17 protein-coding genes are annotated in these 17,218 nt (G+C 53.5%); 3 read left to right on the forward strand and 14 right to left on the reverse strand.

What is annotated here, in order from left to right:
• Nucleotides 1–242: 242 nt before the first annotated feature.
• The 4 genes from EH198_RS10790 to EH198_RS10805 form a co-directional block, all read right to left on the reverse strand.
• Nucleotides 243–1,496: an aspartate kinase gene (locus tag EH198_RS10790; RefSeq protein ID WP_124695556.1), complete on the reverse strand. Its 1,254-nt coding sequence runs from the start codon at nt 1,494–1,496 to the stop codon at nt 243–245.
• Between the two features lie 207 nt (nt 1,497–1,703).
• Nucleotides 1,704–2,261 (reverse strand): elongation factor P, encoded by a 558-nt coding sequence (gene efp, locus EH198_RS10795; protein WP_124695557.1) that lies wholly within the window; start codon nt 2,259–2,261, stop codon nt 1,704–1,706.
• A gap of 93 nt (nt 2,262–2,354) precedes the next feature.
• Entirely contained in the window at nt 2,355–3,428 is a 1,074-nt protein-coding gene (locus tag EH198_RS10800) for a M24 family metallopeptidase (protein WP_124695558.1), read from the reverse strand.
• Nucleotides 3,429–3,552: 124 nt separating this feature from the next.
• A complete protein-coding gene (locus EH198_RS10805; protein ID WP_124695559.1) occupies nt 3,553–4,044 on the reverse strand; it encodes a YqhR family membrane protein in 492 nt (163 codons plus the stop codon).
• Between the two features lie 226 nt (nt 4,045–4,270).
• Between EH198_RS10805 and EH198_RS10810 the strand changes: the two genes are divergently transcribed.
• Both EH198_RS10810 and EH198_RS10815 read left to right on the forward strand, forming a co-directional pair.
• Nucleotides 4,271–5,215, forward strand: a complete 945-nt coding sequence (locus EH198_RS10810) for a DUF1385 domain-containing protein (protein ID WP_124695809.1) — start codon at nt 4,271–4,273, stop codon at nt 5,213–5,215.
• Between the two features lie 7 nt (nt 5,216–5,222).
• Complete coding sequence (locus tag EH198_RS10815; RefSeq protein ID WP_124695560.1) at nt 5,223–5,564, forward strand: hypothetical protein; 342 nt, start codon at nt 5,223–5,225, stop codon at nt 5,562–5,564.
• A 34-nt stretch (nt 5,565–5,598) separates the two neighbouring features.
• On the opposite strand, the gene EH198_RS10820 is transcribed toward EH198_RS10815, so the two are convergent.
• The 3 genes from EH198_RS10820 to mntR all read right to left on the reverse strand — a co-directional run bounded on the left by EH198_RS10820 (nt 5,599) and on the right by mntR (nt 8,930).
• Nucleotides 5,599–6,573: a patatin-like phospholipase family protein gene (locus EH198_RS10820; RefSeq protein WP_124695561.1), complete on the reverse strand. Its 975-nt coding sequence runs from the start codon at nt 6,571–6,573 to the stop codon at nt 5,599–5,601.
• A 75-nt stretch (nt 6,574–6,648) separates the two neighbouring features.
• Nucleotides 6,649–8,310 (reverse strand): family 10 glycosylhydrolase, encoded by a 1,662-nt coding sequence (locus EH198_RS10825; protein WP_124695562.1) that lies wholly within the window; start codon nt 8,308–8,310, stop codon nt 6,649–6,651.
• 194 nt (nt 8,311–8,504) lie between these two features.
• On the reverse strand, nt 8,505–8,930 hold the full coding sequence (mntR, locus tag EH198_RS10830) for a transcriptional regulator MntR (RefSeq protein ID WP_124695563.1): 426 nt from the start codon (nt 8,928–8,930) through the stop codon (nt 8,505–8,507).
• 195 nt (nt 8,931–9,125) lie between these two features.
• On the opposite strand from mntR, the gene splB reads away from it, so the two are divergent.
• Complete coding sequence (splB, locus tag EH198_RS10835) at nt 9,126–10,202, forward strand: spore photoproduct lyase (RefSeq protein WP_124695564.1); 1,077 nt, start codon at nt 9,126–9,128, stop codon at nt 10,200–10,202.
• Between the two features lie 19 nt (nt 10,203–10,221).
• On the opposite strand, the gene EH198_RS10840 is transcribed toward splB, so the two are convergent.
• The 7 genes from EH198_RS10840 to EH198_RS10870 form a co-directional block, all read right to left on the reverse strand.
• Nucleotides 10,222–10,935, reverse strand: coding sequence for a cytochrome c biogenesis CcdA family protein (locus EH198_RS10840; protein ID WP_124695565.1), 714 nt, complete (start codon nt 10,933–10,935; stop codon nt 10,222–10,224).
• An 83-nt stretch (nt 10,936–11,018) separates the two neighbouring features.
• Nucleotides 11,019–11,822, reverse strand: a complete 804-nt coding sequence (locus EH198_RS10845) for a metal ABC transporter permease (RefSeq protein ID WP_124695566.1) — start codon at nt 11,820–11,822, stop codon at nt 11,019–11,021.
• 218 nt (nt 11,823–12,040) lie between these two features.
• Nucleotides 12,041–12,790 carry a metal ABC transporter ATP-binding protein gene (locus EH198_RS10850; RefSeq protein WP_124695567.1) on the reverse strand — a complete coding sequence of 250 codons (750 nt, stop codon included), beginning with the start codon at nt 12,788–12,790 and terminating at the stop codon, nt 12,041–12,043.
• A 32-nt stretch (nt 12,791–12,822) separates the two neighbouring features.
• Nucleotides 12,823–13,782: a metal ABC transporter solute-binding protein, Zn/Mn family gene (locus EH198_RS10855; protein WP_124695568.1), complete on the reverse strand. Its 960-nt coding sequence runs from the start codon at nt 13,780–13,782 to the stop codon at nt 12,823–12,825.
• 208 nt (nt 13,783–13,990) lie between these two features.
• Nucleotides 13,991–16,039: a methionine--tRNA ligase gene (gene metG / locus EH198_RS10860; protein WP_124695569.1), complete on the reverse strand. Its 2,049-nt coding sequence runs from the start codon at nt 16,037–16,039 to the stop codon at nt 13,991–13,993.
• Between the two features lie 440 nt (nt 16,040–16,479).
• The gene (gene yidD, locus EH198_RS10865; protein WP_124695570.1) at nt 16,480–16,743 is read right to left on the reverse strand and encodes a membrane protein insertion efficiency factor YidD; all 264 of its coding nucleotides are present in this window, start codon (nt 16,741–16,743) and stop codon (nt 16,480–16,482) included.
• A gap of 2 nt (nt 16,744–16,745) precedes the next feature.
• Nucleotides 16,746–17,201, reverse strand: coding sequence for a Fur family transcriptional regulator (locus tag EH198_RS10870; protein WP_124695571.1), 456 nt, complete (start codon nt 17,199–17,201; stop codon nt 16,746–16,748).
• Between the last annotated feature and the right edge of the window lie 17 nt (nt 17,202–17,218).

Below are 17,218 nucleotides of genomic sequence, written 5' to 3' on the forward strand. Positions count from 1 at the left end.
GGGTTTGCCTCCAGCTTCCTTCAGATTCCGCCTCGCGACGGACACCCTTGCCTTTGGCTAACAGTTCCTACTGCCAAGCCTGTAGCGGACTTTCACCGCCTAGTTATCGCCCATGCCGGGCGCACTACGACAAAGGGACTGTTTCCAAAAGCCATGCCAGGCTTTCGGAAACAGTCCCTTGCTATTGCTAAATCATAAACCGCGGAATGATCACAGTTCCGTTATAATGTCTTGACGCCGGCTTAGCGGCGATCCTGCGGACCGCCTACAAATACTTGCTGATCGGTATCCAGCCCATACGCCGTATGCAGCGCTTGGATAACCTCCTTAAGCTTGCCGGACTCCACGACGCAGGATACCTTGATCTCGGAGGTGCTGACCATTTTAATGCTGATTCCAAGACCCGAAATCACCTCGAACATCTGCGCCGCCACGCCCGGATGGCTGACCATGCCCGCGCCGACGATGGAGATTTTGACCAGATTATCTTCCGATGTTACCTCACGGTACGGCAGTTCTTCACGGATTTGACGGATGACCTCTTTGGCCCGTTCCATTTCGTCCAGCGAGATGGTGAAAGAGAAATCCGCTTCCCCGTTCTGTACACCGCTCTGCACGATGATATCCACGTTGATGCCTTCATCGGCCAGCTTGCCGAACACCCGGGCCAGTACGCCGGGAACGTCGGCCACTCCCGAAATGCTGATCCGCGCCACATTTTTGTCGTAAGCGATGCCGCTAACCGCCACTCCCTGCTCCATGCTTGCTTCCTCCTTCACCACAGTGCCTTCATTATAATTAAAGCTCGACCGCACAACCAGCTTCACCTGGTACCGTTTCGCGTATTCCACCGCGCGAGGATGCAGCACGGCGGCGCCCAGATTGGCGAGCTCCAGCATTTCGTCATATGAGATTTCCTTGAGCTTGCGCGCATTCTTCACGATGCGCGGGTCGGTGGAGTAAACCCCGTCGACATCGGTATAGATTTCGCAGACATCCGCTTTGATGGCCGCCGCGAGCGCAACCGCCGTCGTATCGGAACCGCCTCGTCCGAGCGTCGTAATCTCGCCGTCAATGGTCATCCCTTGGAAACCGGCAACGATCACGATCTTGTTTTTCTCGAGCGCTTCCAGCACCCGGCGGGGCACAATCTCATTAATCCGCGCCCGTCCGTGCGTCTCGTCCGTACGGAAGCCGGCCTGCCAGCCGGTATAGGACACTGCTTCGCGTCCAATGCCGCTGAGGGCGATGGACAGCAGCGCAATGGAGATTTGCTCCCCCGTCGTCATCAGCATATCCATCTCACGCGCAGGCAGCTGGCTGCTCAGCAGCTTGGCCTTATCGATCAGTTCGTCGGTCGTGTCCCCCATGGCGGATACAACCACGACGCAGCGGTGGCCTTCATCCTGCTTGTCTGCGATGCGTTTGGCGACCCGCTTCATACGCTCGGTATCTCCGACGGAGCTGCCTCCGAATTTCATGACATAAAGTGACAAAGCTTCATTCACTCCCTACTTCAAATTCTATGTAGCACTTGAAACATTCGGTTTCCCGCTTTAAACCAGTATAATACGAAAGTGACCGGATGCGTTAATTATTTTGCAAAAAAAGACGGCATCTCTCAAGCCCATGAACGCCAAAGCCTCCCCGCATTGCGCTGCGGGGAGGCCGGGCTGGGACAAGAAGTTGCATATAAAGAAAGACTACGCGCGGGAAATATACTTGCCTTCGCGAGTATCGACCAGAAGCACATCATCCTCGTTGATAAAGAGCGGAACCTGCACGGAAAGACCGGTTTCCAGCTTGGCAAACTTGGTCGCGCCTTGAGCAGTATTGCCTTTGACGCTTGGCTCAGTTTCAACGACCTTGAGTTCTACGCTGGTCGGCAGGTTGATGCCGAGAAGCTCGCTATGGTAGCTGACAATGTTCACTGTCATGTTTTCCTTGAGGAAGTTCAGTTCCCATTCAAGCTGATCGGCTTCAAGGCTGAATTGATCGTACGTTTGGTTGTCCATGAACACATGCTCGGAGCCGCTTGCATAAAGATATTGCACGGCGCGGTTCTCGATGATGGCACGGCCGATCGTTTCGCCCGCGCGGAATGTGCGTTCAACGGTGTTGCCGTTGCGCAGGTTCTTCAGCTTGGAGCGGACGAAAGCCGCGCCCTTGCCCGGTTTGACGTGCTGGAAATCCAGCACCGTAAAAATGTCGCCGTCCACCTCAACGGTCAGGCCTGTTTTAAAATCGTTAACGGAAATCACTAATTAACCCCTCCTGAATTCAAAAATGACTTGTCCTTATTAGAACAATTAAACTCTTAAGGTCGCAGCCTACGCAGGCGGCATAACCGAAGTTTACAAAACCGTGTAGTCCTTGGACGAATGGGTCAATCGCTCGACGCCGTTCTCCGTGACGACTACATCATCCTCAATGCGGACGCCCCCGAGTCCCGGAACGTAAATGCCCGGCTCCACGGTGACAACCATGCCCGGCTGCAGCACATCATCGCTGAGCTTGGACAGCCGCGGCCATTCATGCACTTCCATGCCGAGGCCATGGCCAAGACTGTGTCCGAACTGCTCGCCGTACCCGTAACGGGCGATGATGTCCCGCGACAAAGCGTCGCATTCTCTGCCGGTCATACCCGGCTTGATATGCTCCAGCGCATACAGCTGAGCCTCCAGCACGATGTCGTAAATTTCTTTTAGTTTCGGATCGGGGCTGCCCAGCGCGATCGTCCGTGTGATATCGGAGCAGTAGCCGTCCAGCAGCGCGCCGAAATCGAACGTTACGAACTCATTGGTCTGAATCACCTTCTGACTCGCAACGCCATGCGGCATCGCGGACCGTTCCCCTGAAGCCACAATCGTATCAAAGGACGATGAGGTCGCCCCGTGGCTTCGCATGTAGAATTCCATTTCCAGATCTACGTCCCGTTCGGTCATGCCCGGCTTGATCACATTCAGAATGTGCCGGAACGTATCGTCTGCAAGATCCGCGGCCCTTCTCATCACGGCAAGCTCGTCTTCATCCTTGAACATGCGGAGCTTCTCCACAGCCTGGGATACCGGAACGAGCTCGGCCGCCGTCTTCAACGCTTCCGCGTAAGAGGCATAGGCGCCGTATGCGACGTCATCCTGCTCGAAGCCGAGACGCGCTTGCCCGCCCTTTGGCAGCAGTTCGCGGACCGTATCGATAAACTTCGGGCCGTGCTGCACAATCTTAAGCCCTTTACTCTGTTCCGATGCCTGGGTCATATAGCGAAAATCTGTCAGCAAATAGCTTTCGTCGCCCGTAATCAGCACATAGCCGGATGAACCGGTAAATCCGCTCAAATAGCGGCGGTTGATGCCGCTTGTGATTAACATTGCGTCCAGACCGTGATCCTGCACTACCTTCCGCAGTTTGGAGACTCGGTTGTTGCCCATCATCATTCTCCTCTCGAAAATAGCCACATTGTATTGTAACATAGGGCCATGCCGCCTGAGAAGTTTTTTTGATATAGAAGAATGATGAACTGAGCCGATTCCCGGCTTACTTTTTTCCGGATTGTCAGGCCATTCCCGTACTGCTATCCCGTTTGCGTTCATCCGTATATTCAGTCGCGGCCGTATAGCCGATAAACAATCCCCACATCAGGAACAGGCAGAACTCGCTGATGACAGAATCCCAGGGAAGCCGGAAAGGCGGCTGCATCAGAAATAGCCAGGAGCAGGCCAAAAAGAGTACGGACCACCAGAGAATTCCGTAGAGCATTCCTGCCCAAGGCCCTTTTATTTTTCGAAAAATCAGAACATAAATGATGGAGCAGAGAACCGAAAAGCCGATGAACAGCAAATACCCCACCAGCTGCCCGGCGCCGGTCAACAGAAATTTATGCCGAAAGAACGGCTCGCCAAGATACCCCGGAATCACTTTTGTAAATCCGAACACAGAGAAAATCCACTGCACTACGCCCCAGATCAGGCCCGCAAAAAAACCCGTCTCAATCGCAAAAAACAGCGGATTTGTCTTTGGCCGCCGTTGACTCACCGTATTGCCCATACTGCCGTACTCCCCCGCTTTCTATTATAAGAATAGGCCTCGTCATCGGCCGATGATCCTGCATATAGCCTAGTATGCTCAGGAAAGATCGATCCAAGTAGAAATGTAAACAAAAATTAGTTACAATGAAGAATATAGAGAGCAACATACTACTTTTTATGGGAAGGTGAATTGGTTGTCCCAGGAAACTCCGAGCTACGGCGGTCAGGCCGTCATCGAAGGCGTTATGTTCGGCGGCAAGCATGTCAATGTGACAGCCGTACGGCGGAAGAATCAGGAGATTACTTTTTTGGAGGTGCCGAGAAGCGAGAAGAACTGGGTTATGAAACTGCGCAAGATTCCGCTGCTCCGGGGCCTTGTCAGTATTATAGATGCCAGCGCTAAGGGTTCCAAGCATTTGAATTATTCCGCCGAGGCTTATGCGGAAGACGAAAGTGAGCCGGAAGAACTCGCCAAGCAGAAGAAACAGAAAGGTAAAGAAGAAGGCTGGAGCCTCGGCATGATTTTGGGCGTAGCGGTCATGGGTATTCTGTCTTTCATTTTCGGGAAAGTTATTTTCACCCTCGTTCCCGTATTTGTCGAAGATTTTTTGTTCCGCAATGCATTTGACAACTATATTCTGCACAACCTCATTGAAGGAGCTATCAAGCTCGTGCTGCTGCTGGTCTACCTTTGGGCCATTTCCCAGACCCCTGTGGTCAAAAGATTGTTTCAGTACCACGGCGCGGAGCATAAGGTCATCAGCGCATTCGAAGCCGGCGACGAATTGACGGTCGAGAACGTGCAGAAGCACAGCCGCCTGCATTACCGTTGCGGAAGCAGCTTCATGATGCTGACGATTGTGCTCGGCGTCATCATTTACTCCCTTGTGCCTTGGGATACCCTGGTGCAGCGGATTGTTCAGCGTCTTATTCTGCTGCCGGTCGTTATCGGCGTGTCCTTTGAAGTGCTGAAAGGCACCAACGCCGTACGCGAACTTCCCGTTCTGCGCTATCTGGGCTATCCCGGACTGTGGTTGCAGCTGCTCACAACGAAAGAACCAAAGGACGATCAGGTGGAAGTATCGATCGCTTCCTTTAACCGCATGCGCGAATTGGATGCGGCCATCGAAGCGAAAGGATATCAACAATCAAGTGTAACCGGAGGCATATTGGACCCTGCGAAAGGATGAGTGGCCTATGAAAAGGCATGCTTTGATTTTTTGGAGCGCGGTAGTGCTAGCGGTTTTCGGTCTCGCATCGGGTTTGGCAAGATTTGGCCTCAGTTCGCTAAGAGGCTTTATCATTCCCGTTGTTCTGTTTCTGGTCTTGTATCTGCTCTACAAATTTCCTCCCCGCCGGTTTGCCGGAAGCGGCAGCCGGTCCAAAATCAAGGTGAAGCCTTCCCAGAAGACATTGGCGAAGGTTGCGGGCATGAGAAAGAGCCAGCCGCCGGCCGGCAAACGCAAAACCTATCCTTTTCGGGTCATTGAAGGCAGCAAAGGAAAAAATGAAGAAGAACAGCTGCCCAAATATCACTGATGGAAGTACAATGTTCGGCGTCTCCGCATTCCTCTTAGGAGTGCGAAGACGCTTTTTTATTTATATTAGGCAGCTTATCCAGCCGGTCCGGACGCCATTTCTGAAAAAATTCCTTCCCCGCCCGGTATCCGGAATCGTACAACGCGATGCTCTGTTCAGGGGTCAGCTCGAATTGGACTGTACCGATGCCGAGTGTCGGAATTTTGACGGTGCGGACAACCTTCTCCTGCTCGATATAGCGCTCGTCATGTGCCGACAGCATCGTTCCGACAAGCGCCTGAAGCATGCTAAACGGTCCGGTGATCCGGTGAGCCTGCGGTGCCGTGCGTCCTACCATCTGATAGCCGACTACCGGAACTTTTACCGCTCCCAGCTGTCCCGTCTCTTTTCCCTCAAACAGCCACATCGGGAAGTTGCTCAACAATCCCCCGTCCACCATGTACACGAACTGTTCGGTAAAAGACTTTCCCGCCGCCGCTTTCCCATTTCTGCGCAGCATCACGGGATCGAAGAAGTACGGGATGCTGCAGCTCATGCGCACCGCCTTGGCCACCTCAAAATAATCGGGGTTGATCCCATACTCCTCAAGTCCCTCAGGCAGAACAACAAGCCGGCCATCTGTAATGTCGGAAGCGATGATCGACAGCTTACCCGGAGGAAGATCACGAAAAGAAACAATTCCCTTCTGCTGTAAAATGCCGCGTATCCATGATTCCAGCGCCTCTCCCGAGTAAAGCCCCTTTTTCAGCATGACCCGCAGGGCCGGACCTATCAGCTTTGTGTTGAAGACGGGAGACCGTTTCAAAAAAGATCGGAACGAGGTGCCCTGAATAATTCTGCTCATTTCTTCCCCGCTGTATCCGGCTGCGATCATCGAGGCGACAATGGAGCCCGAGGAGGTCCCTGCCACCCTTCCAAATGTAACGCCCGCCTCCTCTGACGCCTGCACCGCTCCAGCAAGCGAAATGCCTTTTACGCCGCCCCCTTCAAACACCGCATTGATCTCCATAAACGGTAATCCCCCGTTCCCATAGACTTATACTGCTTATCTATGAGCACGGGGGATATTTAATGCCTTATAGAGTCAGGATTTAAAATAAAACGTCAGCAGACTGCTCAGGCCCGCCGGATTCCGGACCACAATGTCGTTTGCCCGGAACATAATACTGCCCTGCACACTGTCGTATTTCTCGTTGTATTTCAACTGGTTGATAATCTGTTCGCCGCTCTGCCATTCGGCGCTTTGGTCCGCCGCGCCCACCTTGTAGGCCGCTTGGCCGATATACAGCTTCACGCCCGTATTCCTGACCTCATTCACCCACCAGTCCACCAGCTTATCGTATCTCGCCTTCTCAAAGGACAGGCTCCAATAGATTTGCGGCGCGACATAGTCGACCCAGCCCTGCCGAATCCAGGTCCGCACATCGGCGTACATATCGTCGTACGCGGACACGCTTGCCGAAGTATCCGAGCCGGTGCTGTCTTTATCGATATTGCGCCAGACGCCGAACGGGCTGATGCCGTACGAAACCGCGGGCTTAATCGCGTGAATCTGAGTCCCCAGCTCGCGAACGAAGTTGTTGATGTTATCCCGCCGCCAGTCGGCTTTGCTGACGATGGCCTTGGCGTTATAGGCCCTAAATGCGCTGTCGTCATCAAAAGTGGAAGACGGGTAGAAATAATCGTCCAGATGAACGCCGTCGATGTCGTAGCCTTTCACGACTTCAAGCACTGTATCGATGATGCTCTGGCGGGCCTCCGGAATTCCCGGGTTGATATACAGCTTATCGCCCGCCTTGACGATCCACTCGGGATGCAGCTTGGCGACATGATTGACGGCAAGCGAGGCCGTCCCGGCGTCCGTCGTCGCACGAAACGGATTGAACCAGGCATGGAACTGCATTCCGCGGTCATGCGCTGCTGCGACCATAAACTGGAGCGGATCATAGCCCGGGTCCTTGCCCTGAGTGCCTGTCAGCACCTTCGACCAGGGAACGATCGAAGACGGGTACAGGCTGTCGCCGCTGGGACGCACCTGTACGAATACGGCGTTGAAGCCGACCGCCTTCAGCTTGTCGAGTAGGCTGCCCATCTCTTTTTTCTGCTGATCGATCTTCCCGATTGAAGACGACGAAGGCCAGTCCAGATTGAAAACGGTGGAAATCCATACCCCTTTCATCGCCTTGCTGCCGGCACCGGGAATGGTCGGAACCGTCGGCACGGTCGGCGCCGGTATACTGGGAACCGTCGGAGTCGGCACGGTCGGTATGGTCGGCTCCACCGGATCTCTAACCTGGGGAGGCTCCGCTCCCGTATACAGCGAAATCTGCTTCGCGGCGTGATTCCAGACGACCTGGAGCCCGAGCTGCTCCGCTACGAACCGGATCGGCACCATAATCCGTCCCTGCCGGATCTCGACCGAGTTGTCCAGGGAAACGGAAGAGCCGTTGACCGCAGCCGTTTTTTTGCCGCTGGTGAGCATTAGCTCATTGTCGTCTTTGGTGATCGTGACGGTTCTGGTGCTCTGATTCCACTGCACCTGCGCGCCAAGACCCTTGCTGATAACCCCCAGCGGAACCATGGTGACATACTTGGCCGTAATATAAGGCGGCACGTCGCTGGCAAGCGTCATTCCGTCAAGCTCCAGTGTGATGACGGCCGAAGCCGCGCGAACGGCGCCGGAAGACAGCAGCGGAACGCAGAGCAGCATCAGCATCATCCCGATGAACCATTTCTTCAGTTTCATAATTCCTCCCCCAAAATTGCAATCCTGTATTATGCTACAAGTTTGGACGAGAAAAATTGGAAAAGGTTGCGCAAAAATAAAAGAAACGGCGTACCGCCCAATCGGGTCAGTCTCCGTTTCCGGTCTCTTGAAATATAATTTTCACAAGGAAGCGGTTACCGCTCTATAAGAACGGCTCAGCCGTTTCTTCTTGCTTAAGAATCGCTGTAAAGTTCCTGGTGAATCTCATTAAGCGCCTGTATTCTGCTTGGGTCACGGCGGAAAAATTCCACAAGCGACTCGATGCATGTAATGGAGTCCCAGCTCAGATGATGCTCGATTCCCTCGACATCCCTGTAAATATTCTGCTCCTGGACGCCAATTATCGCTAGAAATTCTTCCAGCAGCTTGTGGCGGTCCACTAGGCGTTTGCCTACTTTTTTTCCTTTGGTGGTCAGGACGAGCCCACGATATTTCTCATAGATGAGATATTCGTCCTTATCCAGTTTTTGGATCATCTTGGTAACGGATGAGGGATGCACTTCCAGCCCCTCGGCAATATCCGAAACCCGCGCATATCCTTTTTCATCAATCAGCTTGTATATGCGCTCCAAATAATCCTCCATGCTGGGAGTTGGCATGCAATTACCTCTTTTCTATAGTAACCATGGCGCAAAAGGCCAAACCTTGCTCTAACAATGATACATGTATTTCCCCGGGCTTGGCAAGTCGAAAGCGCAAAGGGGCCTTCGTCCACGATGCATACATTGCCAGGGTTCATTAAGCTGCCATTCGGCAAAATAAGTCTATCCCTTTTTGCAAAGGAGTGTGAGTCCATGACTGTGCTGACGCCTGAGCGTCCGATTTCCAGAACGCCAAGGAAACCGACGGGGCTGTTTATTCCGGAACTGGTATATTTTGAGCCTGACGCGCTCTCTTACCCGAAGGGCGAGCGCATTATGGAGTGGGTGCGGGAACGCGGCATTCCTTATCGTATGACCACTTCCCATAACCGGATAACCAATCTGCCCGGAGAGGGTGAAATGGAGCAGTACAAAATCGCCAAACGGACACTTGTCGTCGGCGTCCGCAAGACCCTGGAGTTCGACCAATCCAAGCCTTCAGCGGAATACGCCATTCCCATCGCCACCGGCTGTATGGGCCACTGCCATTATTGTTATTTGCAAACGACGCTTGGAGCAAAGCCCTATATTCGCGTCTATGTCAACACCGGAGACATCATTGCCGCAGCCAAACGCTATATCGAGGAGCGGGCGCCCGAAATCACGACCTTTGAGGCGGCCTGTACCTCGGACCCGCTTGGGATTGAGCATATCACCGGATCGCTTTCGGAACTCATTTCGTTCATGGCCGAAGAGCCGCTCGGCAGGCTGCGGTTTGTGACCAAATACCAGCATGTCGAACCGCTGCTGGAACTTGCGCATAACGATCATACCCGCATCCGGTTCAGCGTCAACGCAGGCTATGTCATCCGCAATTTCGAACCGAATACCTCGCGTTTTGAAGAACGGATCGAGGCTGCCAGACAAGTGGCCCGCGCCGGTTATCCGCTGGGATTCATCATTGCGCCGATCATCTGGTATGACGGCTGGCAGGAAGGCTATGCCGAGCTGCTGGCCAAGCTTGCACAGGCGCTACCGCCCGAGGCTGGCAAAGACCTGACCTTCGAATTGATCCAGCACCGTTTCACCAAGACAGCCAAAGCGGTCATTGAGAAGCGCTACCCGAAGACCAAGCTTGAGATGGATATCGAGAAACGCAAAAAGAAGTGGGGCCGCTGGGGACAAAATAAATACGTCTATCAGGGCGAGCAGCAAAACGCCCTGCGGGAATTTATCACAGAGCGCATTTTCGAGCATTTTCCGGCAGGCAGAATCGATTACTTCACCTGACTTTTTTTCATATATCTTCTTAGAATTTAAGCCAGTTTGGGGTTACGCTCTGAAGCCAAATGGTAATCCGGAACATCTGGTCCGTGAACAGCAGGACGCCCATAAACACCATAAGCGCCCCACCGATCTTCATCAATGGACCTGAATATTTCAGCAGCCGCCGGGCACCCCCGACAAAGAATGCCAACAGAAAAAAAGGAAGCGCGAACCCGATGCTGTAGGCCGTGATCAGCTTCAGCCAGGTTCCCGGCTCGCTCGCCGACAGGGCGATAATCGCCGTCAGGATCGGACCGATGCAGGGCGACCAGCCTGCCGAGAAGCCGATGCCGAAAATGAAAGAGCCGACATAGCCCGCGGGTCTGCGGCTGAGCTCCATCTTGCGCTCGCGCATCAGGAAACGGGGCTGGAAAATACCGAGCAGAAACAGTCCCATCACAATAATCAGGATGGCAGACAACTGCCGGATCAGCTCGCGCTGTCCGATGAAGAACTGCCCAAATACTCCGGCTCCGAAGCCAAGCGTATAAAAGACGGCGGAAAATCCGAGAACAAAAGCCAGCGTATGGCTTAACGTCCGAAACCGTGCTTCCCTTCGCTGATCTCCCGTTCTCAGCTGCCGTACCGACAGTCCGGTTATGTAAGATAAATAGGAAGGATACAGCGGCAGACAGCAGGGGGAAATGAATGAAGCCAGACCGGCGGCCAAAGCGATTCCCGCGTTAATGTTGGACATAGCGGCATCTCTCCTTCAGTCACTTTGCCGGTAGCCTTCGGGCTTCCGGTTTTTGCTGCTGCACTTTCTTCTTCCGGCCTAAACTATACCCGTATTCCTTTTTTGCCAATAAGCGTCAGCACGAGTAAGGCGATTAGCAGCAGCACGATCGTCGCACCCGGCGCCAGATTCCAGATCCCAGCGATGACCAGCCCGCTTACAACGGCAATTTCGGCAATAACGACGGACAAAATGACGGATATCCTAAAGCTGCGTGAAAGCAGCAGGCTGATGGCCACCGGGATCGTCAGGAGCGCCGACACAAGCAGCGAGCCGACGATTTTAATTGCCGTACTGATGACCAGAGCCGTTAGAACCGTAATCAGCATATTGAGCATCTTCACGGGCAATCCGCTGACGTTGGCGGCATCTTCCTCAAAACTGAGCAGAAAGAACTCCTTAAAGAACAGCGTCACCACGGTTATGACCGCAACGGTCACGATGCCGACAACCAGGAGATCGGTATTGTCGAGCGTATAAATGCTGCCGAACAGGTAGCTTATCACATCGGCGTTATACCCTTTTCCCAAGGTAAAAAATAAAGAAGCCAACGCCACGCCGCCCGACATAATCACGGCGATCGACAGCTCTGCATAGCTCTTGTAGGCTTTGCGCAGCTTCTCGATTGCGAAGGAAGCCGCGACGGCAAAGATCAGTCCCGCTCCCAGCGGATAAAAGCCGGCCAAAAATCCGAGCGCCACACCGGCGATCGTTACATGGGCCAGCGTGTCTCCAATCATTGACAGCCGTCTGAGCACAAGAAAAACGCCCATAAGCGGCGCCGTAATTCCAATCAGCAGACCGCCCGCAAGCGCCCGCTGAAAAAAATCGCTGAACAGAATTTCCAAAGTGAAGTTTCCCCTCCCAAACCCTCCCAGCGGGAGGGCCCCAAGGGCAGCCGCCCTCTGGACACCCGCAAATGGCGAAGGTGTGCAGAGGGGCGCTCCCCGGGTCTGTTTGACTCATGATCGCTTACGTCCCAAAAGGCGGGACACGCTTAACTTACTGACGCACCTAGATAGATCAAAGGCTTGATCATCTAATGTTGTACAATGGCTGATCCTTATTATGTGAGCGTATGCTGCAGGTCTTCGGCGGCGCAGTTCTGAAGCTCGTGCGAATGGCGGGAGTAAAAGTTAATTTTGCCGTTTCGCTGTACCGGCTCCTGGCCGAGATAGTTTTGGATCATATCGATATCATGCGATACCATCAGGAATGTCATATGATGATGGGCATGCATATGCGTAATCAGCTCGAAGAATGCAGCCTGCGTCTCGATGTCGATGCCTACTGTAGGTTCGTCCAGAATGAGCAGGTCCGGATGGTTAATCAGTGCCCGCGCCAGAAAGACGCGCTGCTGCTGACCGCCGGATAACATGCCGACCCTTTTGTCCTGAATGCCTTCGATGCGCATCACCTCAAGCGCGTCATCACACTTGCACTGCTGGGCGCGGGAGATGCGGCGGAACACATTTTTATTATTATAAAGTCCGGACATGACCACTTCGCGCACCGTGGCGGGAAACAGCGGGTTAAACGCATTTTTTTGCGGCACATAACCGATTCGTTCCCAATCCTTAAACTTCCGGACCGGTTGTCCGAACAGACGGATTTCTCCTTTGGATGCCGGAAGCAGGCCGACGATCATTTTAAGCAGCGTCGTCTTGCCGGCTCCGTTCGAGCCGATAATACCGACAAAATCGCGTTCTCTCACGGTAAAATTCAAATCGGAAATGACCTTCTGTTCCCCGTAGGAGAACGAGAGATTTTGTATATTGATCATATGCTGGTGGCAGTCCAGGGATACCGGTTGCATGACAATCCACCCTTTCACGTTAGCTTTCTATCTTATTTTAAAGCCAGAATCAAATTTTGCAAATTTTTCTCCATTAGAGTGAAATAATTATCATTGTTTTTTTGCTGCTGTTCCGTGAGTCCCTCCACCGGATTAAGCACCATCGTAGACACGCCCGCCTCGGAGGCCAGCGTCTTGGCCAGTTTATCCGAAACCAGCTCTTCGAAAAAAATATAACGGATGCCGTCTTTTTTCACCAATTCCGCCAGTTTCACCAAATCCTGCCCACGCGGCTCGGCGTCCGGGGATAATCCCATAATTGCATGCTGGGTAAGTCCGTAGTCGCGGCACAGATACGCAAACGCTTGATGGGACACAACAATTTCTTTATTCGGAACCTTCGCCAGCTCACTTTCGAACTTGGCGTCCAGCGCCTTAAGACGTTCCGCCACTTTGCCGTAACGCTCCTCGTAGCCATCCTTATGCGCCGGATCGATCTGTACCAGACTGTTTTTAATATTTTCAGCCATAGTCAGAGCCGATTTCGGACTCACCCAGGTATGCGGATCGGTATGGAGTGAATCGCCGGACGCCCCCTCTCCGTTTTCCCCGCCGTGATCATGATCCTCTTCATTTGTCATAATATAATCGATGCCTTTGCTGACTTCGACCGCCTGCACCTCACTGTCGCTTTCGAGGCCCTTCAGAAAATTCGGCACCCAGCCTTCCAGCCCCGCACCATTATAGAGAAAAAGCTGCGCTTTTGAGGTGTTCACAATGTCTTGACTTCGCGGCGTCCAATCATGCGGCTCCACGCCAACCGGCAGCAAATTAATAGCATTGACGTCTTCCCCGCCAATTTCCTGCGCAAATTCATAGATGGGGTAAAATGTGGTAACCACATTCACCTTACCCTCGACGATAGTACCGCTGCTCTTCGGGCCGCAGCCGGACAGCAATACAACAAGCAGCATAAGCGGAAGCGCAAATCCTTTGATTCTTTTTCTTAACATTTTGTAGCGTTCTCCCCCTGATCGTAAACTTTACTATTAGCATTATAGTCGTAATCATTACGATAAGTCAATCGCCTAATATTCATTCTGGCAGTAATCGCTGAATATAAACCTTTTTCCCATCTCTTCAAAGAAAAAAGCAGCCCGGTCCAATGACCAAGCCGCTTTCAATATGAAACTCTTAACCGTTCGCTCTACTTCCTCAAATCTACTTGACAATGGCGCCGTTCGGCATTGAATCGGGAACCGTCGCAATCGTAAGCTGATCGCCTTTGGAAGCCGCCAAAATCATTCCCTGCGACAGCTCGCCGCGCAGCTTCACCGGCTTCAGGTTCACAATACAGATCACCTTGCGTCCGACAAGCTCCTCCGGTGTATAGAATTTGGCGATGCCGGAGACAACCTGGCGCTGCTCGTAGCCAAGATCAAGCTGCAGCTTCAGCAGCTTGTCGGCCTTTTTGACCGGCTCGGCCGCAAGCACCTGCGCGACACGCAGCTCGGATTTGGCGAAATCGTCGATGCCGATTTCCTCTTTATGCTCTTCTTCGGGCTCGGCGGCCGCAGCCGTTGCCGGTTGCGCGCCAGCGGTTTCGGCACCGGCTTCGGCAGGCGTTTCCGTCCCTGCCTCAGCCGCCTTTTTGCCGCCGCCCATCACGGATGCGATGTAGGTGACCTCCTGCTCCACATCCAGCCGCGGGAAGATCGGCGCTCCCTTCACAAGCTTCGTTCCGGCCGGGATCAGGCCGAATGTCTTGCCGCTGTCCCAGGTGGTCAGTTCACCCTTTGCTATGCCAAGCTGCTCCCAGATTTTCGCTGGAGTCTGGGTCAAGAACGGCTGAAGCAGAACCGAAGCCGTCCGCAGCCCCTCGGCCAGATGCCTCATCACGGAAGCCAGCTCGCGGGTTCTGTTCTCGTCCTTAGCCAGGACCCACGGCTGCGTCTCGTCGATGTATTTGTTCGTCCGGCTGACCAGCGCTCCGATTGAGGCCAGCGCAACCGAGAATTCCATTTTCTCCATCGCTTCTTCCACTTTGGAGTAAGTCAGCGCAACCGCCGCTTCCAGTTCGCCGTCAAACGGCGTTACTTGGCCTTCATAGGCCGGAAGCTCGCCCCCGAAATATTTGTCGATCATCGCAACGGTACGGTTCAGCAGGTTCCCGAGGTCGTTGGCCAAGTCGTAGTTGATCCGGTCCACGAAGCTTTCGGGAGTGAACGTGCCGTCCGAGCCGAAAGGAACCTCGCGCAGCAGATAATAGCGGAGAGCATCAAGGCCGTAACGGTCGATCAAGGTAACCGGGTCCACAACATTGCCTTTAGACTTGGACATTTTGCCTTCCTTCATCAGCAGCCAGCCATGCGCGAACACCTTCTTCGGCAGCGGCTCGCCCAGCGCCATCAGAATAATCGGCCAGTAAATCGTGTGAAATCTTACGATCTCCTTGCTCATGAGATGAACATCGGCGGGCCAGAACTTATCATACAGACTGCGGTCCTCGGAGCCGTAGCCGAGAGCGGTAATATAGTTGGTCAGCGCGTCGATCCATACGTACACTACATGCTTTTCATCGCCTTTGACCTTAACGCCCCAATCAAACGTAGTGCGGGATACCGCCAGATCTTCAAGGCCCGGCTTGATGAAGTTGTTTATCATTTCATTCTTGCGGGATTCCGGCTGGATAAACTCCGGATTCTCCTCGTAATACTGCAGCAGCCGGTCCGCGTATTTGCTCATTTTAAAGAAATAGCTCTCTTCCTTCACCAGTTCAACGGGATGGCCGCTGTCCGGGCTTTTCCCGCCGATAATATTGCCGTCTGCATCCCGGACGATATCCACCAGCTGCGTCTCCGTATAGTAGGTTTCGTCCGAAATACTGTACCAGCCTTCATACTCGCCTTTGTATATATCCCCCTGCTGAAGCAGACGATCGAAGATATCTTGAACGACCTTGGTGTGGCGCTCTTCCGTCGTGCGGATGAAGTCGTCATTGGAGATGTCAAGCTTGCGCCATAAATCCTTGATGCCGACGACGATGTCGTCCACGAACTGCTGCGGGCTTTTTCCCGCTTCCTCAGCCTTGCGCTCGATCTTCTGGCCATGCTCGTCCGTACCCGTCAAATAGCGGACCTCATACCCGCGAAGCCGCTTGTAGCGGGCCATCGCATCACCGGCGACCGTCGAATATGCGTGACCGATATGAAGCTTGTCGCTAGGGTAATAGATTGGCGTTGTTAAATAAAAAGTGTTCTTCTGACTCATTTCCGTCATCCTTTCTTTTTGCTGACACCGCACAGCCGGCAGACCGGCGGGGCCGCTTCTGCCGAAGCCGTGCATTCTTCTACATGAAACTGTGGAGAGCGAAACGTTTCTGTGCTCGCAAAAAAACTCCCGCCCCCATATGGGGCGAGAGTTGACTCACGCGATACCACCCAAAATTCCCCGGCCCCTCACGGAGCGCGAGCTTATCCAGTTCCCGCTGCGGGAACTGCCCATTAACGCTGGGTCACGCCGCCGGCTTACGCAGAGGCCGAATGCAGCCTCATATCGCTCGTGGGCGGTTCCTCCCGGACCATATTCCATCCTGACCTTCCAGACCGGCTTGCACCTGCCCCGGCTCTCTGTACTGGCGTCCCGATGTACTCATCCATTCGTCGGAAATACATTATTATTGAAAATATAACCAAAATAGCGCTCCCATGTCAAGTAGAGCCTGCCGCTTTCTTGCCGGTGATCTTGTTCTTCGCCGGAGGCACCGGGTCCAGCCCGCCCGGATGAAAGGGATGGCAGCGGGCGATTCGCTTGGCGGCAAGCCAAGCGCCTTTAAGAGGTCCATGCACTTCCACTGCTTCGAGCGCATACGCAGAACAGGTTGGATAGAACCGGCAGGTAGCGGGCTTCAGCGGTGAAATAAAATTGCGGTAAATCTTGATAGGCGCCTGTACCGTTCTTCGTCCGATTCCCATACTTATTTCGCCTCTTCTCCGCGAGCCGCTTTGTCCTCCGCGCCGGCTTCCTCACATTCCCTACAGTACCCGAATACTTCGAATTTATGCTTCACCACCCGAAATTGATCGGGCGCATCCGTCATATTCATCGGGCAGAAAGAAATGGGGTACGTCTTCTGGCACTGCAGACAAATCATATGATGGTGGTGGTGGTCCTGGCTGCAGCTCGCCTTGAATTTTATACCGTCCTCAAAAACGATCTGCTCCAGCACCCCCAGCTCTTCCATTACCCGCAAGTTGCGGTAGACCGTATCGAAGCTGAGCCCGCTGTACTTGCGTTCCATATGTTTATATACATCCTTGGCGGACAAATATCCCGTATTCTCGCCGAACAATTTGGCAAGCGTCTTGCGCTGGTCGGTGATTCGCAGTCCCTGCTCCGACATGGCTTCCAATATCTCTTCTGTCGACAGCATAAGCTCATCTCCCATAA

This window comes from Paenibacillus rhizophilus, assembly GCF_003854965.1.
Taxonomy (GTDB): Bacteria; Bacillota; Bacilli; order Paenibacillales; family Paenibacillaceae; genus Paenibacillus_AQ; species Paenibacillus_AQ rhizophilus.

Bases quoted from the DNA above. Each gene is read 5' to 3' on its own strand.
- EH198_RS10800 (WP_124695558.1), bottom strand. From the start codon at position 3,428: ATGGGCAACAACCGAGTCTCCAAACTGCGGAAGGTAGTGCAGGATCAC.
- EH198_RS10805 (WP_124695559.1), bottom strand. From the start codon at position 4,044: ATGGGCAATACGGTGAGTCAACGGCGGCCAAAGACAAATCCGCTGTTT.
- EH198_RS10810 (WP_124695809.1), top strand. From the start codon at position 4,271: ATGTTCGGCGGCAAGCATGTCAATGTGACAGCCGTACGGCGGAAGAAT.
- EH198_RS10815 (WP_124695560.1), top strand. From the start codon at position 5,223: ATGAAAAGGCATGCTTTGATTTTTTGGAGCGCGGTAGTGCTAGCGGTT.
- EH198_RS10820 (WP_124695561.1), bottom strand. From the start codon at position 6,573: ATGGAGATCAATGCGGTGTTTGAAGGGGGCGGCGTAAAAGGCATTTCG.
- EH198_RS10825 (WP_124695562.1), bottom strand. From the start codon at position 8,310: ATGAAACTGAAGAAATGGTTCATCGGGATGATGCTGATGCTGCTCTGC.
- mntR (WP_124695563.1), bottom strand. From the start codon at position 8,930: ATGCCAACTCCCAGCATGGAGGATTATTTGGAGCGCATATACAAGCTG.
- splB (WP_124695564.1), top strand. From the start codon at position 9,126: ATGACTGTGCTGACGCCTGAGCGTCCGATTTCCAGAACGCCAAGGAAA.
- EH198_RS10840 (WP_124695565.1), bottom strand. From the start codon at position 10,935: ATGTCCAACATTAACGCGGGAATCGCTTTGGCCGCCGGTCTGGCTTCA.
- EH198_RS10850 (WP_124695567.1), bottom strand. From the start codon at position 12,790: ATGCAACCGGTATCCCTGGACTGCCACCAGCATATGATCAATATACAA.
- EH198_RS10855 (WP_124695568.1), bottom strand. From the start codon at position 13,782: ATGTTAAGAAAAAGAATCAAAGGATTTGCGCTTCCGCTTATGCTGCTT.
- metG (WP_124695569.1), bottom strand. From the start codon at position 16,039: ATGAGTCAGAAGAACACTTTTTATTTAACAACGCCAATCTATTACCCT.
- yidD (WP_124695570.1), bottom strand. From the start codon at position 16,743: ATGGGAATCGGACGAAGAACGGTACAGGCGCCTATCAAGATTTACCGC.
- EH198_RS10870 (WP_124695571.1), bottom strand. From the start codon at position 17,201: ATGCTGTCGACAGAAGAGATATTGGAAGCCATGTCGGAGCAGGGACTG.